Origin of the sequence: Pseudomonas sp. BT-42-2 (genome assembly GCF_025847435.2) — a bacterium.
Lineage (GTDB): Bacteria > Pseudomonadota > Gammaproteobacteria > Pseudomonadales > Pseudomonadaceae > Aquipseudomonas > Aquipseudomonas urmiensis.
Genome location: NZ_JAOYTM010000012.1, coordinates 249,096 through 266,512, shown reverse-complemented (window position 1 = coordinate 266,512; position 17,417 = coordinate 249,096). Strand labels below are relative to the sequence as shown.

At 63.1% G+C, this 17,417-nt stretch carries 16 protein-coding genes and 1 pseudogene; 13 read left to right on the top strand and 4 right to left on the bottom strand.

What is annotated here, in order from left to right; translation table 11 throughout:
• Nucleotide 1 precedes the first annotated feature (1 nt).
• The 6 genes from OIU19_RS15900 (at nucleotide 2) to OIU19_RS15875 (ending at nucleotide 7,640) form a co-directional block, all read left to right on the top strand.
• Nucleotides 2–1,402 carry a cell wall metabolism sensor histidine kinase WalK gene (locus tag OIU19_RS15900; protein ID WP_264235803.1) on the top strand — a complete coding sequence of 467 codons (1,401 nt, stop codon included), beginning with the start codon at nucleotides 2–4 and terminating at the stop codon, nucleotides 1,400–1,402.
• A gap of 134 nt (nucleotides 1,403–1,536) precedes the next feature.
• On the top strand, nucleotides 1,537–2,436 hold the full coding sequence (gene cysM, locus OIU19_RS15895) for a cysteine synthase CysM (protein WP_264235802.1): 900 nt from the start codon (nucleotides 1,537–1,539) through the stop codon (nucleotides 2,434–2,436).
• The gene (gene rlmD, locus OIU19_RS15890) at nucleotides 2,436–3,794 is read left to right on the top strand and encodes a 23S rRNA (uracil(1939)-C(5))-methyltransferase RlmD (RefSeq protein ID WP_264235801.1); all 1,359 of its coding nucleotides are present in this window, start codon (nucleotides 2,436–2,438) and stop codon (nucleotides 3,792–3,794) included. The genes cysM and rlmD overlap by 1 nt, the downstream gene beginning before the upstream one ends.
• Before the next feature lie 96 nt (nucleotides 3,795–3,890).
• Complete coding sequence (gene relA, locus OIU19_RS15885; RefSeq protein ID WP_186554645.1) at nucleotides 3,891–6,131, top strand: GTP diphosphokinase; 2,241 nt, start codon at nucleotides 3,891–3,893, stop codon at nucleotides 6,129–6,131.
• A 109-nt stretch (nucleotides 6,132–6,240) separates the two neighbouring features.
• Nucleotides 6,241–7,074 (top strand): nucleoside triphosphate pyrophosphohydrolase, encoded by an 834-nt coding sequence (gene mazG, locus OIU19_RS15880; RefSeq protein WP_264235800.1) that lies wholly within the window; start codon nucleotides 6,241–6,243, stop codon nucleotides 7,072–7,074.
• 26 nt (nucleotides 7,075–7,100) lie between these two features.
• Nucleotides 7,101–7,640, top strand: a complete 540-nt coding sequence (locus OIU19_RS15875; protein ID WP_264235799.1) for a DUF2058 domain-containing protein — start codon at nucleotides 7,101–7,103, stop codon at nucleotides 7,638–7,640.
• Nucleotides 7,641–7,885: 245 nt separating this feature from the next.
• Here OIU19_RS15875 and OIU19_RS15870 read toward each other — a convergent pair whose 3' ends face one another.
• The gene (locus tag OIU19_RS15870; protein ID WP_264235798.1) at nucleotides 7,886–8,068 is read right to left on the bottom strand and encodes a hypothetical protein; all 183 of its coding nucleotides are present in this window, start codon (nucleotides 8,066–8,068) and stop codon (nucleotides 7,886–7,888) included.
• Nucleotides 8,069–8,353: 285 nt separating this feature from the next.
• On the bottom strand, nucleotides 8,354–8,731 hold the full coding sequence (locus OIU19_RS15865) for a hypothetical protein (RefSeq protein ID WP_264235797.1): 378 nt from the start codon (nucleotides 8,729–8,731) through the stop codon (nucleotides 8,354–8,356).
• A 232-nt stretch (nucleotides 8,732–8,963) separates the two neighbouring features.
• Here OIU19_RS15865 and OIU19_RS15860 point away from each other — a divergent pair, with 232 nt between their 5' ends.
• Entirely contained in the window at nucleotides 8,964–10,262 is a 1,299-nt protein-coding gene (locus OIU19_RS15860) for a serine/threonine protein kinase (RefSeq protein WP_264235796.1), read from the top strand.
• Complete coding sequence (locus tag OIU19_RS15855; RefSeq protein WP_264235795.1) at nucleotides 10,255–11,070, top strand: VacJ family lipoprotein; 816 nt, start codon at nucleotides 10,255–10,257, stop codon at nucleotides 11,068–11,070. Before OIU19_RS15860 ends, OIU19_RS15855 begins: the two co-directional genes overlap by 8 nt.
• Before the next feature lie 85 nt (nucleotides 11,071–11,155).
• Here OIU19_RS15855 and OIU19_RS15850 read toward each other — a convergent pair whose 3' ends face one another.
• A complete protein-coding gene (locus OIU19_RS15850; RefSeq protein ID WP_264235794.1) occupies nucleotides 11,156–12,298 on the bottom strand; it encodes a patatin-like phospholipase family protein in 1,143 nt (380 codons plus the stop codon).
• Nucleotides 12,299–12,333: 35 nt separating this feature from the next.
• Nucleotides 12,334–13,137, bottom strand: a pseudogene (locus OIU19_RS15845) (lipid A biosynthesis lauroyl acyltransferase); the annotation flags it as partial.
• A gap of 111 nt (nucleotides 13,138–13,248) precedes the next feature.
• Between OIU19_RS15845 and minC the strand changes: the two are divergent.
• From minC to OIU19_RS15820, 5 genes are all read left to right on the top strand, one after another.
• On the top strand, nucleotides 13,249–14,001 hold the full coding sequence (gene minC, locus OIU19_RS15840; RefSeq protein ID WP_186554715.1) for a septum site-determining protein MinC: 753 nt from the start codon (nucleotides 13,249–13,251) through the stop codon (nucleotides 13,999–14,001).
• 98 nt (nucleotides 14,002–14,099) lie between these two features.
• Nucleotides 14,100–14,912 (top strand): septum site-determining protein MinD, encoded by an 813-nt coding sequence (minD, locus tag OIU19_RS15835; RefSeq protein WP_186554714.1) that lies wholly within the window; start codon nucleotides 14,100–14,102, stop codon nucleotides 14,910–14,912.
• 3 nt (nucleotides 14,913–14,915) lie between these two features.
• Nucleotides 14,916–15,170 carry a cell division topological specificity factor MinE gene (minE, locus tag OIU19_RS15830; protein WP_119139657.1) on the top strand — a complete coding sequence of 85 codons (255 nt, stop codon included), beginning with the start codon at nucleotides 14,916–14,918 and terminating at the stop codon, nucleotides 15,168–15,170.
• Nucleotides 15,171–15,357: 187 nt separating this feature from the next.
• Nucleotides 15,358–15,993 (top strand): RluA family pseudouridine synthase, encoded by a 636-nt coding sequence (locus OIU19_RS15825; protein WP_264235793.1) that lies wholly within the window; start codon nucleotides 15,358–15,360, stop codon nucleotides 15,991–15,993.
• 110 nt (nucleotides 15,994–16,103) lie between these two features.
• Complete coding sequence (locus OIU19_RS15820; RefSeq protein ID WP_264235792.1) at nucleotides 16,104–17,393, top strand: M18 family aminopeptidase; 1,290 nt, start codon at nucleotides 16,104–16,106, stop codon at nucleotides 17,391–17,393.
• Nucleotides 17,394–17,417: the final 24 nt, after the last annotated feature.

The following is a 17,417-nucleotide window of genomic DNA, read 5'->3' as shown; positions in this document are numbered from 1 at the left end:
CATGCTTGACCGACACTCGCTGTTCTGGCGGCTGGCGATCCTGCTGGTGGGTTTCTGCCTGTTGATGATCGGTCTGAGCTACACCTGGGGCCGGCACATGGAAACCCAGAATGCGTTTCTCTCCGAGTCGGCGCGCCAAGAGCTGCGCAATTACGCCGCCGAGGCCGAGCGGGCCTGGCGCGAAGGCGGCCAGGCTGGGGTCGATCGCTGGTTGGCCGAGAGGCGCCAGCGCGAACCAGGCTGGGTCGGCGTGCTCGATGCCGACCTGCAATCACTGAGCAGCACGCCGCTGGTCACCGCCGAGCGCCAGCGCATGACGCGCTTGCGCGGCGTCGACTGGCCCATGAGCCGGCGCAGTGTCGATCAGCCCTGGGTGCGCCTGGCGTTTCCCACGCTGCCCGAGCAGGGCATGTTGGTCATCGAGTTGCCCGAGCGGCTCAATCCCGGCAAGTACCGCCTGCTCTGGCAAGTCGTGACCAATGGCGTGATTCCGGGCCTGTTCACCTTGTTGTTGTGCGTTGGTCTGTATCGCATGCTGATCGTGCCGCTGAACCAGCTGCGCGAACAGGCCACTGCCTGGCGCGCCGATCAGCTCTCGGCACGTCTCGATTCGCGCACCATCGGCCGGCATGACGAGTTGGGCGAGTTGGCGCGGGCATTCGACCAAATGGCCGAACGCTTGCAGGGTACGGTTGCCCTGCAGCAGCAACTGCTACGCGATTTGTCCCATGAAATGCGTACTCCGCTGAGCCGTCTGCGCGTGGCCTGCGATGGCGAGAGCGACCTGGAGCGTCTGCGTGAGCGCCTGACCCGTGAAGTCGACTGCATGCAGCAACTGGTCGAGGATACTTTGCAACTGGCCTGGCAGGACGCCGAGCGAGCGCCGATGAACCTTGAGCCGATCCAGCTCCAGGCGTTGTGGGAGATGCTGGCTGAGGACGCCTGCTACGAGAGTGGCTGGTGCCCGGCGCGGCTGCGCTGCGAGGTGCCGGCAAACTGCTGGGTGCAGGGCAACCTCAATCACTTGGCCCAGGCCTTCGAGAACATGCTGCGCAATGCCATTCGTCATTCGCCTGATCAGGGCTTGATCAGCCTCGGCGCAAAGCGTGAGGGCAATTACTGGCGGATCTGGCTGGAGGATCAAGGCGGGGGTGTGGCCGAGGACGATCTGGAGCGGATCTTCGCGCCTTTCTCGCGCCTGGACGGATCGCGGCCGGGGGACGGAGGCTTTGGCCTGGGCCTGAGCATCGCGCGCGGCGCCATCCAGCGCCAGGGCGGCACCTTGTGGGCGGAGAATGGCAAGCACGGCCTGCGCTTGTGCATGCGCCTGCCCGCGCATATAGCGGGGCAAGCCCGCTCGCACGAGGCCGCTGTAGAGCCAACGTCATACGCTGGAGCCTGAACTGCGCGTGCCCGGGGAAGCGTATCCAACGCCTATATAGCGGTTAGCTATAGCAACCGCAGATTGCGTGATATGGCCGCGAAAGGTTTGCCGGTATGATAGGCGCCCCTGCCGTCCGGATTGCGAAATACGCCATGACCCTGCAGTACCCAACCATCGCCGATTGCGTCGGCAATACGCCTCTGGTTCGCCTGCAGCGCTTAGCCGGCGAAACCAGCAATACCTTGCTGCTCAAGCTCGAAGGCAACAACCCCGCAGGCTCGGTCAAAGACCGCCCGGCGCTGTCGATGATCACCCGCGCTGAGCTGCGCAACCAGATCAAGCCCGGTGACACCCTGATCGAAGCGACCTCCGGCAACACCGGTATCGCCTTGGCCATGGCGGCGGCGATCAAGGGTTACAAGATGATCCTGATCATGCCGGACAACTCCACTGCCGAACGCAAGGCGGCGATGACGGCCTATGGCGCCGAGCTGATCCTGGTCAGCAAGGAAGAGGGCATGGAAGGTGCGCGCGATCTGGCCGAGAAGCTCCAGGCCGAAGGCCGTGGCCTGGTCCTGGATCAGTTCGCCAACGGCGACAACCCGATTGCCCACTACACCAGCACCGGCCCGGAAATCTGGCAACAGACGCAAGGCACCATCACTCATTTTGTCAGCTCCATGGGCACCACCGGGACCATCATGGGCTGCTCGCAGTACCTCAAGGAGCAAAACCCAGCGGTGCAGATCGTCGGTCTGCAACCGATGGAAGGCTCGGCCATCCCCGGCATCCGCCGCTGGCCGCAGGAATACCTGCCGAAGATCTTCGATGCCACCCGCGTTGATCGGGTCGTGGACATGTCCCAGGCCGAGGCCGAAAACGTCACCCGTCGCCTTGCCCGTGAAGAGGGCATTTTCTGCGGTGTGTCTTCCGGTGGTGCGGTAGCGGCCATGCTGCGCCTGTCCCAGGAAGTGGAAAACGCCGTGATGGTCGCGATCATTTGTGATCGCGGTGATCGTTATCTCTCCACCGGCCTGTTTGACGCGACCTGATGACCAGCAAGAAAAGCAAAGGCGGCCTGCGCTTCCAACCGGCTGGCGGCAACCGTGCACCCCAAGTCCCGGTGGGCAAGAAGCAGCGCCTGGACATCGAGCGGCTGTCCGCTGATGGCCGAGGTATCGCCTTCCATGACGGGCGCACCTGGTTCGTCAGTGGTGCGCTGGCCGGCGAAGCGGTCGAGGCGCGGGTGCTAAATGCCCGCGGCAAAATTGTCGAAGCGCGTCTTGAGCGGGTGTTGCAGGCCAGCGCCGAACGGCGCCAGGCGCCGTGTCGGCATTTCGACCGCTGCGGCGGCTGCAACTTGCAGCACCTGGCGCATGAAGACCAGCTCGTACTCAAGCAGCGCCTGCTCGCCGAGCAGTTGCAGCGGGTGGCCGGTATCCAGCCGCAGGCCTGGGCCGCGCCGCTGTTCGGTCCGGAGTTTGGCTACCGCCGGCGGGCGCGTATCGCCGTGCGCTGGGACGCCAAGGCGCGGCAACTGGACGTAGGCTTTCGTGCCGAAGCCAGCCAGGACATCATCGCCATCGACGACTGCCCGGTGCTGGTACAGCCCTTGCAAACGATCATGCGGCATTTGCCGACTGTGCTGCGCAGCTTGAGCAAACCTCAGGCCCTGGGCCATGTGGAGCTCTTCAGTGGTAGCGCCGAAGCGTTGCTGGTGCGGCATGTGGCGCCACTGCCGGAAGACGACCTGGCGCGCCTGCAGGCCTTCTGCAAAGAAGCCGGTGCCCAGCTATGGTTGCAAGGGGACGGTGAGCCGGCGCCAGTCGAGGCCGGGCAAACCTTGGGCTTCACCCTGGAGCCGTGGGCGTTGCAACTGGCCTGGCGGCCGGGCGACTTCGTCCAGGTCAATGCCCAGGTCAATACGATGATGATCGAGCAGGCCCTGGCCTGGCTCGCGCCGCAAGCCGATGAGCGGGTGCTGGATCTGTTCTGTGGCCTGGGCAACTTTGCCCTGCCGCTGGCCAGGCTGGCCCGCGAAGTGGTTGCGGTGGAAGGTGTACAGGCCATGGTCGATCGGGCCGCGGCCAATGCCCGGGAAAATAATGTGCATAACGCACGGTTTTTTCAGGCCGATTTATCGCAGCCTTTGGCAGGCGCCGGATGGGCCGCCGAGGGCTTTTCTGCGGTACTCTTGGATCCACCGCGCGACGGTGCTTTCGAGGTGGTGCAAGACATCGCACGCCTCAAGGCCAAGCGGTTGGTCTATGTGTCCTGCAACCCAGCGACGCTGGCGCGAGACGCCCAGGTGCTGGTCGCTCAAGGGTACCGGTTAACAAGGGCCGGGATTCTCGACATGTTTCCTCAGACGGCGCATGTCGAAGCCATGGCGTTATTCGAAGCGGGCTAGCCAGCTGGCCCCTTGGTGCGGCTTCCATGGATTGGAGGTCACACGGTGATTGTCAGTGCACCTGCGTGGTGCACTGTATGGAAAGGTAAAGCAAAGATGGTACAGGTGAGAGTGCACCAGCCGGTCAACACCGACGGCAGTATCAATCTCGAAGCGTGGTTGGATCATGTGGTCAGCGTCGATTCGGCGTTGGACCGCGTGGCCCTGAAAGAGGCTTGTGAGTTCGCCCAGGAAGTCGAGAAAAAGGGCAACCCGGCCAAGCATTCCTGGGCGGACGGTACGTCCAGCTTCCAGGCCGGTCTGGAAATTGCCGAAATTCTTGCAGACCTGAAGCTTGACCAGGATTCGCTGGTTGCCGCAGTGATCTACCGCTCGGTGCGCGAAGGCAAGGTGACCCTGGCCGAGGTCGGCCAGCGCTTTGGTCCGGTGGTGTCCAAGCTGATCGACGGCGTGCTGCGCATGGCGGCCATCAGTGCCAGTCTCAGCCCGCGTCAGTCGCTGGTACTCGGCTCCCAGGCGCAGGTGGAAAACCTGCGCAAGATGCTCGTGGCCATGGTTGACGACGTGCGCGTGGCACTGATCAAGCTCGCCGAGCGCACCTGCGCGATTCGTGCGGTCAAGGCCGCCGACGATGAAAAACGCCTGCGCGTGGCGCGTGAGGTGTTCGACATCTATGCGCCGCTGGCCCATCGCCTGGGTATCGGTCATATCAAGTGGGAGCTGGAGGACCTGTCCTTCCGCTACCTCGAACCCGATCAGTACAAGCAGATCGCCAAGCTCCTGCACGAGCGCCGGCTGGACCGCGAGCGGTTTATCAGCGACGTGATGAACCAGCTGCAGAACGAGCTGCTGGCCACCGGCGTCAACGCCGATATCAGTGGCCGGGCGAAACACATCTATTCGATCTGGCGCAAGATGCAGCGCAAGGGCCTGGAGTTCAGCCAGATCTACGACGTGCGCGCCGTGCGCGTGCTGGTGCCGGAAATCCGCGATTGCTACACCGCGCTCGGCATCGTGCATACCCTGTGGCGGCACATCCCCAAGGAATTCGACGACTACATCGCCAACCCCAAGGAGAACGGCTACCGCTCGCTGCACACGGCGGTGATCGGCCCTGAGGGCAAGGTACTGGAAGTGCAGATCCGTACCCACGGCATGCACGAGGAAGCCGAGCTCGGCGTCTGCGCCCACTGGCGCTACAAGGGCACCGACGTCAAGGCCAGCTCCAACCACTACGAAGAAAAAATCTCCTGGCTGCGCCAGGTGCTGGAGTGGCACGAGGAACTGGGCGACATCGGCGGCCTGGCCGAGCAGTTGCGGGTCGATATCGAGCCGGACCGGGTGTACATCTTTACCCCCGACGGCCACGCCATCGACCTGCCCAAGGGCGCCACGCCGCTGGACTTCGCCTACCGCGTACACACCGAGATCGGCCACAACTGCCGCGGCGCTAAGATCAACGGGCGGATCGTACCGCTCAACTACAGCCTGCAGACCGGCGAGCAGGTGGAAATCATCACCAGCAAGCACGGCAGCCCTAGCCGCGACTGGCTGAACTCCAACCTCGGCTATGTCACCACCTCGCGGGCACGGGCGAAGATCGTCCACTGGTTCAAGCTGCAAGCACGCGACCAGAACGTCGCTGCCGGCAAGACCCTGCTCGAACGCGAACTCAGCCGGCTCGGCCTGCCGCAGGTGGACTTCGAGCGCCTGGCGGAGAAGGCCAACGTCAAGACGGCCGAGGACATGTTCGCTGCCCTCGGCGCCGGCGACTTGCGCCTGGCCCATCTGGTCAACGCCGCGCAGCAGCTGCTCGAACCTGAGCGCATCGAGCAGATCGAGCTGACCCCGCGCAAATCGTCGAGCTCGCGCACCGGCAAGCGTGCCGATATCCAGATCCAGGGGGTTGGCAACCTGCTCACGCAGATGGCCGGTTGCTGCCAGCCGCTGCCCGGTGAGGCGATTGTCGGATACATCACCCAAGGCCGCGGCGTGACCATCCACCGCCAGGACTGCGCCTCGGTGCTGCAACTGGCTGGCCGTGAGCCGGAGCGGATCATCCAGGTCAGCTGGGGCCCGGTGCCGGTGCAGACCTACCCGGTGGACATCATCATCCGCGCCTACGATCGCCCAGGTTTGCTGCGCGACGTGTCGCAGGTGTTGCTCAACGAGAAGATCAACGTGCTGGCGGTCAACACCCGCTCGAACAAGGAAGACAACACCGCGCTGATGTCGCTGACCATCGAGATTCCGGGCCTGGGTGCCCTCGGACGCTTGCTGGGGCGCATTTCGCAGTTGCCTAACATCATCGAGACGCGGCGTAATCGTACCCCTTGAAATCGCGGCGGCCTCATCGCGGTCAAGCCCGCTCCTACAGGATCTCAGCGGTCCTTGTGGGCGCGGGCTTGCCCGCGAATGGGGCGACACGGTCCGGAAGGATTGACCCATGACCTACACCCTAGAAGACCTGCTGCACCTGATGGCCCGGCTGCGCGACCCCAAGCACGGCTGCCCCTGGGACCTCAAGCAGGACTACGCCAGCATTGTTCAGCACACCCTCGAAGAGGCGTATGAAGTCGCCGATACCATCGAGCGCGGCGACTTTGTTCACCTGCAAGGCGAGCTGGGCGACCTGTTGTTCCAGGTGGTCTACTACAGCCAGCTGGCGCGCGAGGAGGGCCGTTTCGAGTTCGCCGGTGTGGTCGATGCCATTACCCGCAAGCTGATTCGTCGTCACCCTCACGTATTCCCCACCGGCGATCTCTACGCGGCCCTCGACACCCCACGCCTGAGCGAGGCCGAGGTCAAAGCCCGTTGGGAGCAGATCAAGGCCGAGGAGCGCGCCGAGCACAGCGAGCCAGAGCAGCTGTCGTTGCTCGACGATGTGCCTGCCGCGTTGCCAGCCTTGTCGCGAGCGGCCAAGCTACAAAAGCGTGCGGCCACGGTCGGCTTCGACTGGCCGGAAGCACTGCCGGTGCTGGACAAGGTCCGCGAGGAGCTTGATGAGGTATTGCAGGCCATGGCCGACGGCGACAGCGATGCGCTGGAAGACGAAATCGGCGACCTGCTGTTTGCCACCGTCAACCTGGCCCGCCACCTCAAGCACGACCCAGAAAACGCCCTGCGCCGCGCGAACCGCAAGTTCGAGCGACGTTTCCGCTTCATCGAACAGGCCTTGCGCGACAGCGGCAAGCCGATCGAAGAGTGTAACCTTGACCAGCTGGACGCCCTTTGGGGTGAAGCCAAACGTCAGGAAAAGAACCTGCCCAGCTGCGGCTGAGCTGTTGCATAAGTGAGTGAACATCCATGAGCCTTTCCCTTCGCGACCAATTGCTCAAGGCCGGTCTGGTTAACCAGAAGCAGGTCAAGCAGACCAACAAAGCAGAAAAGAAACAGAAGCGCCTGGAACAAAAGGGCCAGGTCGAGGTGGACGACACCCAGCAGCGCCTGGCCAAGGAAGCCATGGCCGAGAAGGCCAAGCGCGATCAGGAGCTGAACCGCCAGCAGCAGGAAAAGGCCGAGCACAAAGCCCGCGCCGCGCAGATCAAGCAATTGATCGAAGCCACCCGCCTGCCCAAGCTGACCACCGAGGATTACTACAACTTCGTCGACGACAAGAAGGTCAAGCGCATCGCCGTCAACGCCTTGATGCGCAGCAAGTTGAGCAATGGCTCGCTGGCGGTGGTGTCGTTCGGCGGTGGTTACGAGGTGATCCCGCGCGAAGCGGCAGTGAAGATCCAGGAGCGCGACCCTAATCGCATCCTGCTGCTCAATACCCATGTCGAGGAGGCGGACGAGGACGATCCGTACGCTGCCTACAAGATCCCTGACGACCTGATGTGGTAAACACGAAAAAACCCGCCTGGCGGTAATGCTGTTCACTTAAGGCCCTTGTCGCCTGCTTTGGGGCCGCTTTGCGCCCCTTCGCGGGCAAGCCCGCTCCCACAGGGATAGCGCCGCTCGGACGGTCGGCGCCGTACCTGTGGGAGCGGGCTTGTCGGAGCGCCGAACCGCCGCGAAGGGGCGCAAAGCGGCCCCAAATCTTAAGTGAACACATTACCGCCTTGGCGGGTTCTTTTATCGAAGACTGTTTACTGCGTGTGCCGCTGGTTCTCAAGGTGCTCAAGCTCCATGCGGTACTGATGGGCTTCATGCTCCTGGTGGAACATGCCGACCAGCTGACCTTGCTGATGCACATCCCAGATCCGCACACCGGCGGCCAGGCCTTCGTGGGACATTTTCGATTCGTCACGTTCGGTTACTTGGACTGTCATCGTTAAAACTCCACTTCTCGTTGGCTGCGGCACTGTGTCGCAGGCCTTAGTTATAGAGTTTGTTAGCAGGCTAAGTAAATAAACTGCCGATGAAACATGTTTAATGAAGCGCGCATGTGGAAACGTGGGAGCGGGCTTGCCCCGCGATAGCGTCAGACCAAGCAACGCTATCGCGGGGCAAGCCCGCTCCCACGCCATGACCTGCATCGATAACTCGCCATGACCTGCATGGATGAACTGCGTGGGAGCGGGCTTGCCCCGCGATGAGGGCTGCGCAGTCTCCGCTTAACCGAGCTTGCTCGGCACTGGCTGACGCACCAACCGCAACCCGGCCAACACCACCGCAAACACCGCAATGCTAGCGGTGTATAGCACTAGTGCCGGGATCCCGAACAGCAATGCCAGCGCCGCCAGAATCCATCCGGCCCGCCCCGCCAGCAGCTGCGCCAACAGCGCCAAGCCCAGCCCGGCCCAGGCAATCACCTGAAAATGAATCGCCAACCCCAGCAGCGAGCGCAGCTGGCATTGCCAAAACTCCCCCGGCACGCCGCACAGCCCCACCCACTGGGCATCCTCCATCAGCCCATAACGCACGCCATAGCTCGCCGCCAGCCATAACGCCAAGCACAGCAGCAAGACAATAACGGACATTGAACGGGGCATGACGATCTCCGGGGTGGTAATAACAGTGCGCAAGGATAACCCTGTGCAACATCTGTGCAAGGCAAGAACGCGCGCCACCAGCTATGTTGCACAGAAGCACCGTTGCCGCGCTGGTGTAAGGCGCGGCAATATCCAGCGTGACGGACAACCGTGCACTGGGCAACTTTGTACAGGCCGCCATTGTCAGAGCCTGGGTATCGCACCGCCTTGCTGATTTTTTCTGGGGGATTCAATGCTTCGATCAATGCGCCTCGCCGCCCTACTGGGTGGCCTGCTACTGGCTGCGGCCGCCTCGGCGCGGGACATCGACGCCGCCAGCTACGGCTTTCCCTTGACCAACCCGTTCGAGGCGACCATTGCTACCACTCCGCCCGAACAACGGCCGACCCTGCCCAATGACGAAGACATCACTCAAGCCGACTACAGCCTGAACCTGCGCCCGGAGCGCGCCTTCACCCTGCCCGACAATTTCTGGCCAGTGAAAAAGCTCAAGTACCGCCTGGCCCGCCAGGACCGCGAGGCGCCGCTGATGTTCATCATCGCCGGCACCGGCGCCCCCTACTCCAGCACCATCAACGAATACCTGAAGAAGCTCTACTACCAGGAAGGCTTCCACGTCGTGCAGCTGTCGTCACCGACCAGCTGGGACTTCATGAGCGCCGCCTCGCGCTTCGCCACCCCAGGCATCACTTCAGAGGACGCCGAGGACCTGTACCGGGTCATGCAGGCGGTACGCGCCCAGCATCCGCGCTTGCCAGTCAGCGACTTCTACCTCACCGGCTACAGCCTGGGCGCACTGGATGCGGCGTTCGTCAGCCACCTGGATGAAACCCGGCGCAGCTTCAACTTCAAGCGGGTGCTGCTGCTCAATCCGCCGGTCAATCTCTATACCTCGGTCAGCAACCTGGACAAACTGGTGCAGACCCAGGTCAAGGGCATCGACCGCAGCACCACCTTCTATGAGTTGATGCTGGAAAAGCTCACCCTGTACTTCCAGGAAAAGGGCTACATCGACCTCAATGACGCCCTGCTGTACGACTTCCAGAAGTCGCGCCAGCACCTGTCCAACGAGCAGATGGCGATGCTGATCGGCACTTCGTTCCGCTTCTCGGCGGCCGATATCGCGTTTACCTCCGACCTGATCAATCGCCGCGGCCTGATCACCCCACCGAAACAGCCGATCACCGAAGGCAGCACCCTGACCCCGTGGTTCAAGCGCGCCTTGCAATGCGACTTCGAGTGCTACCTGACCGAGCAAGTCATCCCCATGTGGCGGGCCCGCACCGATGGCGGCAGCGTCCTGCAGCTGGTCGATCAGGTCAGCCTGTATGCCCTGGCCGATTACCTGCACAACACGCCGAAAATCGAGGTCATGCACAACGCCGACGACGTCATCCTCGGCCCTGGCGATATCGGTTTTCTGCGCAAGGTGTTTGGCGATCGCCTGACCCTGTACCCGCACGGCGGCCATTGCGGCAACCTCAATTACCGCGTCAACAGCGACGCCATGCTGGAGTTCTTCCGTGGTTAAAAGACTGCTGCTCGTCACCGCCCTGTTCGCTGCCGGCCATGCCATGGCGGCGGAGATCGCGCCGCGCACCAGCGTGATCGAAGCCGACCCGGTGGTTACCCCCCAAGCAGAAAGCGATGGCTTTCTCGATCCGATGCGCGCGCTGAAATTCAACCCTGGGCTCGACCAGCGTGAATTCGAACGCTCGACCCTGACTGCGCTCAACGTCTACGACCCGCTGGAGTCGATGAACCGGCGCATCTATCACTTCAACTATCGCTTCGACCAGTGGGTGCTGCTACCAGCGGTCAAGGGCTACACCGCCATCACCCCGCGCTTCTTGCGCACCGGGGTGAGCAACTTCTTCAACAACCTGGGTGATGTGCCCAACCTGTTCAACAGCGTGTTCCAGCTCAAGGGCAAGCGCTCGGCGGAGATCACCGCGCGGTTGATGTTCAACACCATCATCGGGGTCGGCGGCCTGTGGGACCCGGCGACCAAGATGGGCCTGCCCCGCCAGAGCGAAGACTTTGGCCAGACCCTGGGCTTCTATGGCGTGCCCGATGGGCCGTACATCATGCTGCCGATCCTGGGCCCGTCGAACCTGCGCGATACCACCGGGGTGGTGGTGGATTATGCCGGCGAGCAGGCGATCAACTTCCTCAATGTGGCCGAGGCCAGCACCGATCATCCGGAGATTTTCTTCGTCAGGGCGGTGGATAAGCGCTATACCACGGCCTTCCGCTATGGGCAGCTGAACTCACCGTTCGAGTACGAGAAAGTACGCTACGTGTATACCCAGGCGCGCAAGTTGCAGATTGCTGAGTAGGGAGGGTCAATACCGGCCCTATCGCGGGGCAAGCCCGCTCCCACGTGCTGGGCTTGCTCGGCAATAGGGCGGGCCCTGCACAGCATCACAATCCTAGAAATTGCCCCAGCTCGCGGCGCTTGGCCAGGGCGTCGTTGCGCCCCAGCTCGATCAGCTCGCTGCAATAGCTCGCCTCGAACAATAGATAACTCAACACCCCTGCCCCACTGGTGCGGGTCGCTCCCGGCCCGCGCAAGAACATGCGCAACGCCGCCGGCAATTCACGCCGATGGCGCGCCGCGATCTCATCCAGTGGCTGACTTGGCGCCACCACCAGCACCTCGATCGGCGCCAACCCCAAGCGCCGCGCGTCCAGGTGCGCGGGCAACAGGTGGCTGAGGTGATTGAGCCGCTGCAGCAGCTCGATGTCATCTTCCAGGCTGTCAATGAAGGTGCTGTTGAGCATGTGCCCACCAATCTGCGCCAGGCTGGGCTGCTGACCGCTGAACACCCGCTGGGTCGGCAAGGGCGGCGCCGGCCGCTGCGGGTTGCCGCTGACCCCGACCACCAGCACCCGACTGGCGCCCAGGTGCAAGGCCGGGCTGATCGGTGCCGACTGGCGCACTGCGCCATCGCCAAAATACTCCTCGCCCAGTTTGACCGGGGCGAACAGCAGCGGGATCGCCGAGCTGGCCAGCAGGTGCTCGACCGTCAGCGCCGTGGGCCGGCCAATGCGCCGATGGCGCAGCCAGGGCTCGATGGTGTCGCGGCCCTGATAGAACGTCACCGCTTGCCCGGAGTCGTAGCCAAAGGCGGTGATGGCCACCGCGCGCAACTGCTCGCTGGCCAAGGAATGGGCGATGCCGTCCAGGTCCAGGTGCGCTTGCAACAGGCCGCGCAGCGGGCTGCTGTCGAGCAGCGCCACCGGCAGCTGGCCGCCTATGCCTAGCAGGCTGTGGCTGACGAAGCGGCTGGCTTGGCGAATGACCCCGGGCCAATCGCTGCGCAGCACCAGGTGGCTGCGAAAGTTCTGCCAGAAATGGGTCAAGCGCTGTACCGATTCGCCAAAGCGGGTGGCGCCGCTGGCCAGGGTCACGGCATTGATGGCGCCGGCCGAGGTGCCGACGATGACCGGGAAGGGATTGGCCGCGCCGGGGGGCAACAACTCGGCGATCCCAGCCAATACGCCGACCTGATAGGCGGCGCGGGCGCCGCCGCCAGAGAGGATCAGGCCGGTGGTTGGGGTCATGTGGTCCTCCCTGGAATCGTTGGTGTTTCAGTGATGGCCTCTTCGCTCTCGCCCGGGAAGTCGTCCAGCGGCGGATGAATGACCAGGCGATAACCACTGCCATCGTCCAACCGCCGCTGGGTAAACGGAATCACCCGTGCTTTGCCCAAGCGGGCGAACTTGGTAGTGGCGGTCACCGTCGCTGCCGGGATGCCGAACAGCGGCACGAACAGGCTCTGCTTGGCGCCGTAGTCCTGATCCGGTGCATACCAGATCGCACGGCCGCTGCGCAGCAGCTTGAGCATGCCACGCACATCCTCACGCTCCACCGCCAGTGAATCGAGGTTATGCCGCTCACGGCCGCTGCGCTGGATGAAGTCGAACAGCGGGTTGCCGTGCTCGCGGTACATACCGTCGATGGTATGTACCTGGCCGAGCAGCGCCGCGCCAATTTCCAGGGTGGTGAAATGCACGGCCATCAGGATCGCCCCTTGGCCATCGCGTTGTGCTGCCTGCAAATGCTCGAGGCCTTCGATATGCGCCAAACGCGCCAACCGGGCCTTAGGCCACCACCAGCTCATGGCCATTTCGAAGAAGGCGATGCCGGTGGAGGCGAAGTTTTCCTTGAGCAAATGCCGCCGTTGGTCGGCGGACAGCTCCGGGAAGCACAACTCCAGGTTGCGCGCGGCAATCCGCCGACGCTCGCCGGCCACCCGGTACATCAGCGCACCCAAGGCGCGGCCGAGCCACAGCAGCGCGCGATACGGCAGCTGGACGGTCAGCCACAGCAGCCCAAGGCCCAGCCACAGGCCCCAGAATCGCGGGTGGAGAAAATACGGACGAAAACGCGGGCGTTCCATTGAAGCTTCCGGCAAGACAAGGGCCGAGCATTCTACAACGGATCGCCGCCGGTTGCGGGCAACCGGCGTTCTCGTTATAAGTCAGGGCACTTTTTGAGCAATAAGCCGTCTATGCAGACCATGAGCCTAAACCAGACCCCCGAAAGCGCCCCCGTGTTCCAGCTCAAAGGCAGCATGCTTGCCATTACCGTGTTGGAACTGGCGCGCAACGACCTCGAGTCCCTCGACCGGCAACTGGCGGCGAAAGTGGCCCAGGCGCCGAATTTCTTCAGCAATACCCCGCTGGTGCTGGCGCTGGACAAGCTGCCCGCCGACGAAGGGGCGATCGATTTGCCTGGGCTGATGCGCGTCTGCCGCCATCATGGCCTGCGCACCCTGGCCATTCGCGCCAGCCGCATCGAGGACATCGCCGCGGCGATCGCCATCGACCTGCCTGTGCTGCCGCCCTCCGGCGCCCGTGAGCGGCCGCTGGAGCCCGAACCTGAGGTGAAGAAGCCCGAGCCAGTGCCTGCGCCGCCCGCGGAGCCAGAAATCCGTCCGACCCGGATCATCACCACTCCGGTGCGTGGCGGCCAACAGATCTATGCTCAAGGCGGCGACCTGGTGGTGACCGCCTCGGTCAGCCCCGGTGCGGAACTTCTCGCCGATGGCAACATCCATGTGTACGGTGCCATGCGCGGCCGCGCCCTGGCAGGCATCAAGGGCAACACCAAGGCGCGTATCTTCTGCCAGCAGATGACCGCAGAGCTGGTGTCCATCGCGGGTCAGTACCGTGTCTGCGAAGACCTTCGACGCGACCCGTTGTGGGGGGCCGGCGTGCAGGTCAGCCTGTCCGGCGATGTGTTGAACATCACCCGTCTTTAACGGATACTTGCCGGCATTTTTAGAGCAACTTTTTCCTCGTTGCCATTTTGTGTATTTGCTGGGACTCGCGTCCCGATTATTTTTAGGGGTGAAACACCTTGGCCAAGATTCTCGTGGTTACTTCCGGCAAAGGGGGTGTGGGCAAGACCACCACCAGCGCCGCCATCGGTACTGGCCTCGCTCTGCGCGGCAAAAAGACTGTCATCGTCGACTTCGACGTGGGCCTGCGTAACCTCGACCTGATCATGGGTTGCGAGCGCCGCGTGGTGTACGACTTCGTCAACGTGGTCAACGGCGAAGCCAACCTGCAGCAAGCCCTGATCAAGGACAAGCGCCTGGAAAACCTGTTCGTCCTGGCGGCCAGCCAGACCCGCGACAAAGACGCGCTGACCCTCGAAGGCGTGGAAAAGGTCATCGAAGAGCTGGCCAAGGATTTCGACTACGTCATCTGCGACTCGCCAGCCGGTATCGAGAAAGGTGCCCACCTGGCCATGTACTTCGCTGACGAAGCGATCGTGGTGACCAACCCTGAAGTGTCCTCGGTACGTGACTCCGACCGTATGCTCGGCCTGCTGTCGAGCAAGTCGCGCCGCGCCGAGCGTGGCGAAGAGCCGATCAAGGAACACCTGCTGATCACCCGCTACAACCCTGAGCGCGTCAACAACGGCGAAATGCTCAGCATCGCCGACGTCGAAGAGATCCTGGCGATCAAGCTCAAGGGTGTGATTCCTGAGTCCCAGGCCGTGCTCAAGGCCTCCAACCAAGGCGTCCCGGTTATCCTGGACGACCAGAGCGATGCCGGCCAGGCGTACAGCGACACTGTCGACCGCCTGCTGGGCCAAGAGAAAGAACTTCGGTTCATCGATGTACAGAAGAAGGGATTCTTCGAGCGCCTTTTCGGGAGCAAATAAACCATGAACCTTTTTGACTTCTTTCGTGGCAGACAAAAACAGACCAGCGCGTCGGTAGCGAAAGAGCGTCTACAGATCATCGTGGCGCACGAGCGCGGCCAGCGCACTACGCCGGACTACCTGCCCGCCTTGCAGAAGGAGCTGGTCGAGGTGATCCGCAAGTACGTCAATATCGGTAACGATGACGTGGTGGTTGCCCTGGAAAACCAAGGCAGCTGCTCGATCCTCGAGCTGAACATCACCCTGCCCGAGCGTTGATTCACGCTTTCGGGTAATCGCCACGGCGCCTGCTGACTTGCAGGTGGCTCGTGGAAGCGGGTTTACCCCGCGATTACGCCAGACCAAGCAACTCAGTTGCAGCGGGTCGGGTAATCGCCGGGCAAGCCTCCTCCCACGCAGCCACTCCCAGTCCGCAGGCGCCGTTGGCATTTGCAGAGAACACGTAATGCCGCTGTCGAACGTGCAGATCCTCCATGAAGACGCCGCCATCCTGGTGGTCAACAAGCCGACCCTGCTGCTCTCGGTGCCTGGCCGTGCCGAAGACAACAAGGACTGCCTGATCACCCGCCTGCAGCAAAACGGCTACCCCGACGCACTCATCGTGCACCGGCTGGATTGGGAAACCTCGGGGATCATCCTGCTCGCACGCGATGCCGACAGCCACCGCGAGCTGTCGCGCCAGTTCCACGACCGCGAGACCGAGAAGGCCTACACCGCGCTGTGCTGGGGCCAACCCGCGCTGGACAGCGGCAGCATCGACCTGCCGCTGCGCTACGATCCCCCGACCAAGCCGCGGCATGTGGTGGACCATGAACAGGGCAAGCATGCGCTGACCTTCTGGCGCATCATCGAGCGCTGTGGCGACTATTGCCGGGTCGAGCTGACGCCAATCACCGGGCGCTCGCACCAGTTGCGGGTGCATATGCTATCGATTGGCCATCCGCTGCTGGGTGATCGTTTGTATGCCAATCCCGAGGCGCTGGCAGCCCATGAGCGGCTGTGCTTGCATGCCTCGATGCTGAGCTTCACCCACCCGGTAAGCGGGCAGCGCCTGAAGTTCGAGTGCCCGGCACCATTCTGAAGCCATAGGTCCATCGCGGATTCGTGGGAGCGGGCTTGCCCCGCGATGGCACCGACACAAATTCCCGGGCAATTACGCTAAACTCGCGCCACTGCTGTCTGGAGTGACTTATGCGCGATGCTTTGAACCAGGGCCTGATCGAATTTCTCAAGGCCTCCCCGACGCCCTTCCACGCCACCGCCAGCCTGGCCCAGCGCCTCGAAGCCGGCGGCTACCAGCGCCTGGATGAGCGCGACAGCTGGGCCACGGTGCCTGGCGGGCGCTACTACGTAACCCGAAACGACTCCTCGATCATCGCTATCAAGCTCGGCAAGCACTCGCCGCTGCTCAGTGGCATCCGTATGGTCGGCGCCCACACCGACAGCCCGTGCCTGCGGGTCAAGCCGCAACCTGAGCTGCAGCGCCATGGTTTTCTGCAATTGGGCGTGGAAGTGTACGGCGGCGCGCTGCTCGCACCTTGGTTCGACCGCGACCTGTCGCTGGCAGGCCGGGTCACCTTCCGCCGGGATGGCAAGGTGGAAAGCCAGCTGGTCGATTTCAAGCTGCCCATCGCGATCATTCCCAACCTGGCCATTCACCTCAACCGCACCGCCAACGAAGGCTGGCCGATCAATCCGCAGCTCGAATTGCCACCGATCATCGCCCAGGTGGCCGGTGATGAGCGGGTCGACTTCCGCGCCTTGCTCACCGAGCAGTTGGCCCGTGAGCACGAGCTGAACGCCGACGTGGTGCTCGATTACGAGCTGAGCTTCTACGACACCCAGGACGCCGCACTGATCGGCCTGAACGCTGACTTCATCGCCGGTGCCCGCCTGGATAACCTGCTGTCGTGCTACGCCGGCCTGCAAGCGATGCTGGCCTCGGACAGTGACGAAACCTGCGTGCTGGTGTGTACCGATCATGAAGAAGTCGGCTCGTGCTCGGCCTGCGGCGCCGACGGGCCGATGCTCGAACAAACCTTGCAGCGTCTGCTGCCCGATGGCGACGAGTATGTGCGCACCATCCAGCGCTCGCTGATGGTCTCGGCCGACAACGCCCACGGCGTGCACCCCAACTATGCCGACAAGCACGACGGCAACCATGGGCCCAAACTCAATGCCGGGCCAGTGATCAAGGTCAACAACAACCAGCGTTACGCCACCAACAGCGAGACCGCGGGCTTCTTCCGCCACTTGTGCATGGCCGAAGAGGTGCCGGTGCAGAGCTTCGTGGTGCGCAGCGACATGGGCTGTGGCTCGACCATCGGCCCGATCGCCGCCAGCCACCTGGGTGTGCGCACGGTGGATATCGGCCTGCCGACCTTTGCCATGCATTCGATCCGCGAGCTGTGTGGCAGCCACGACCTGGCGCACCTGGTGAAGGTGTTGACGGCGTTCTATCGCACTCGCGAATTGCCCTGAGTCAGTACCGCCCTCATCGCGGGG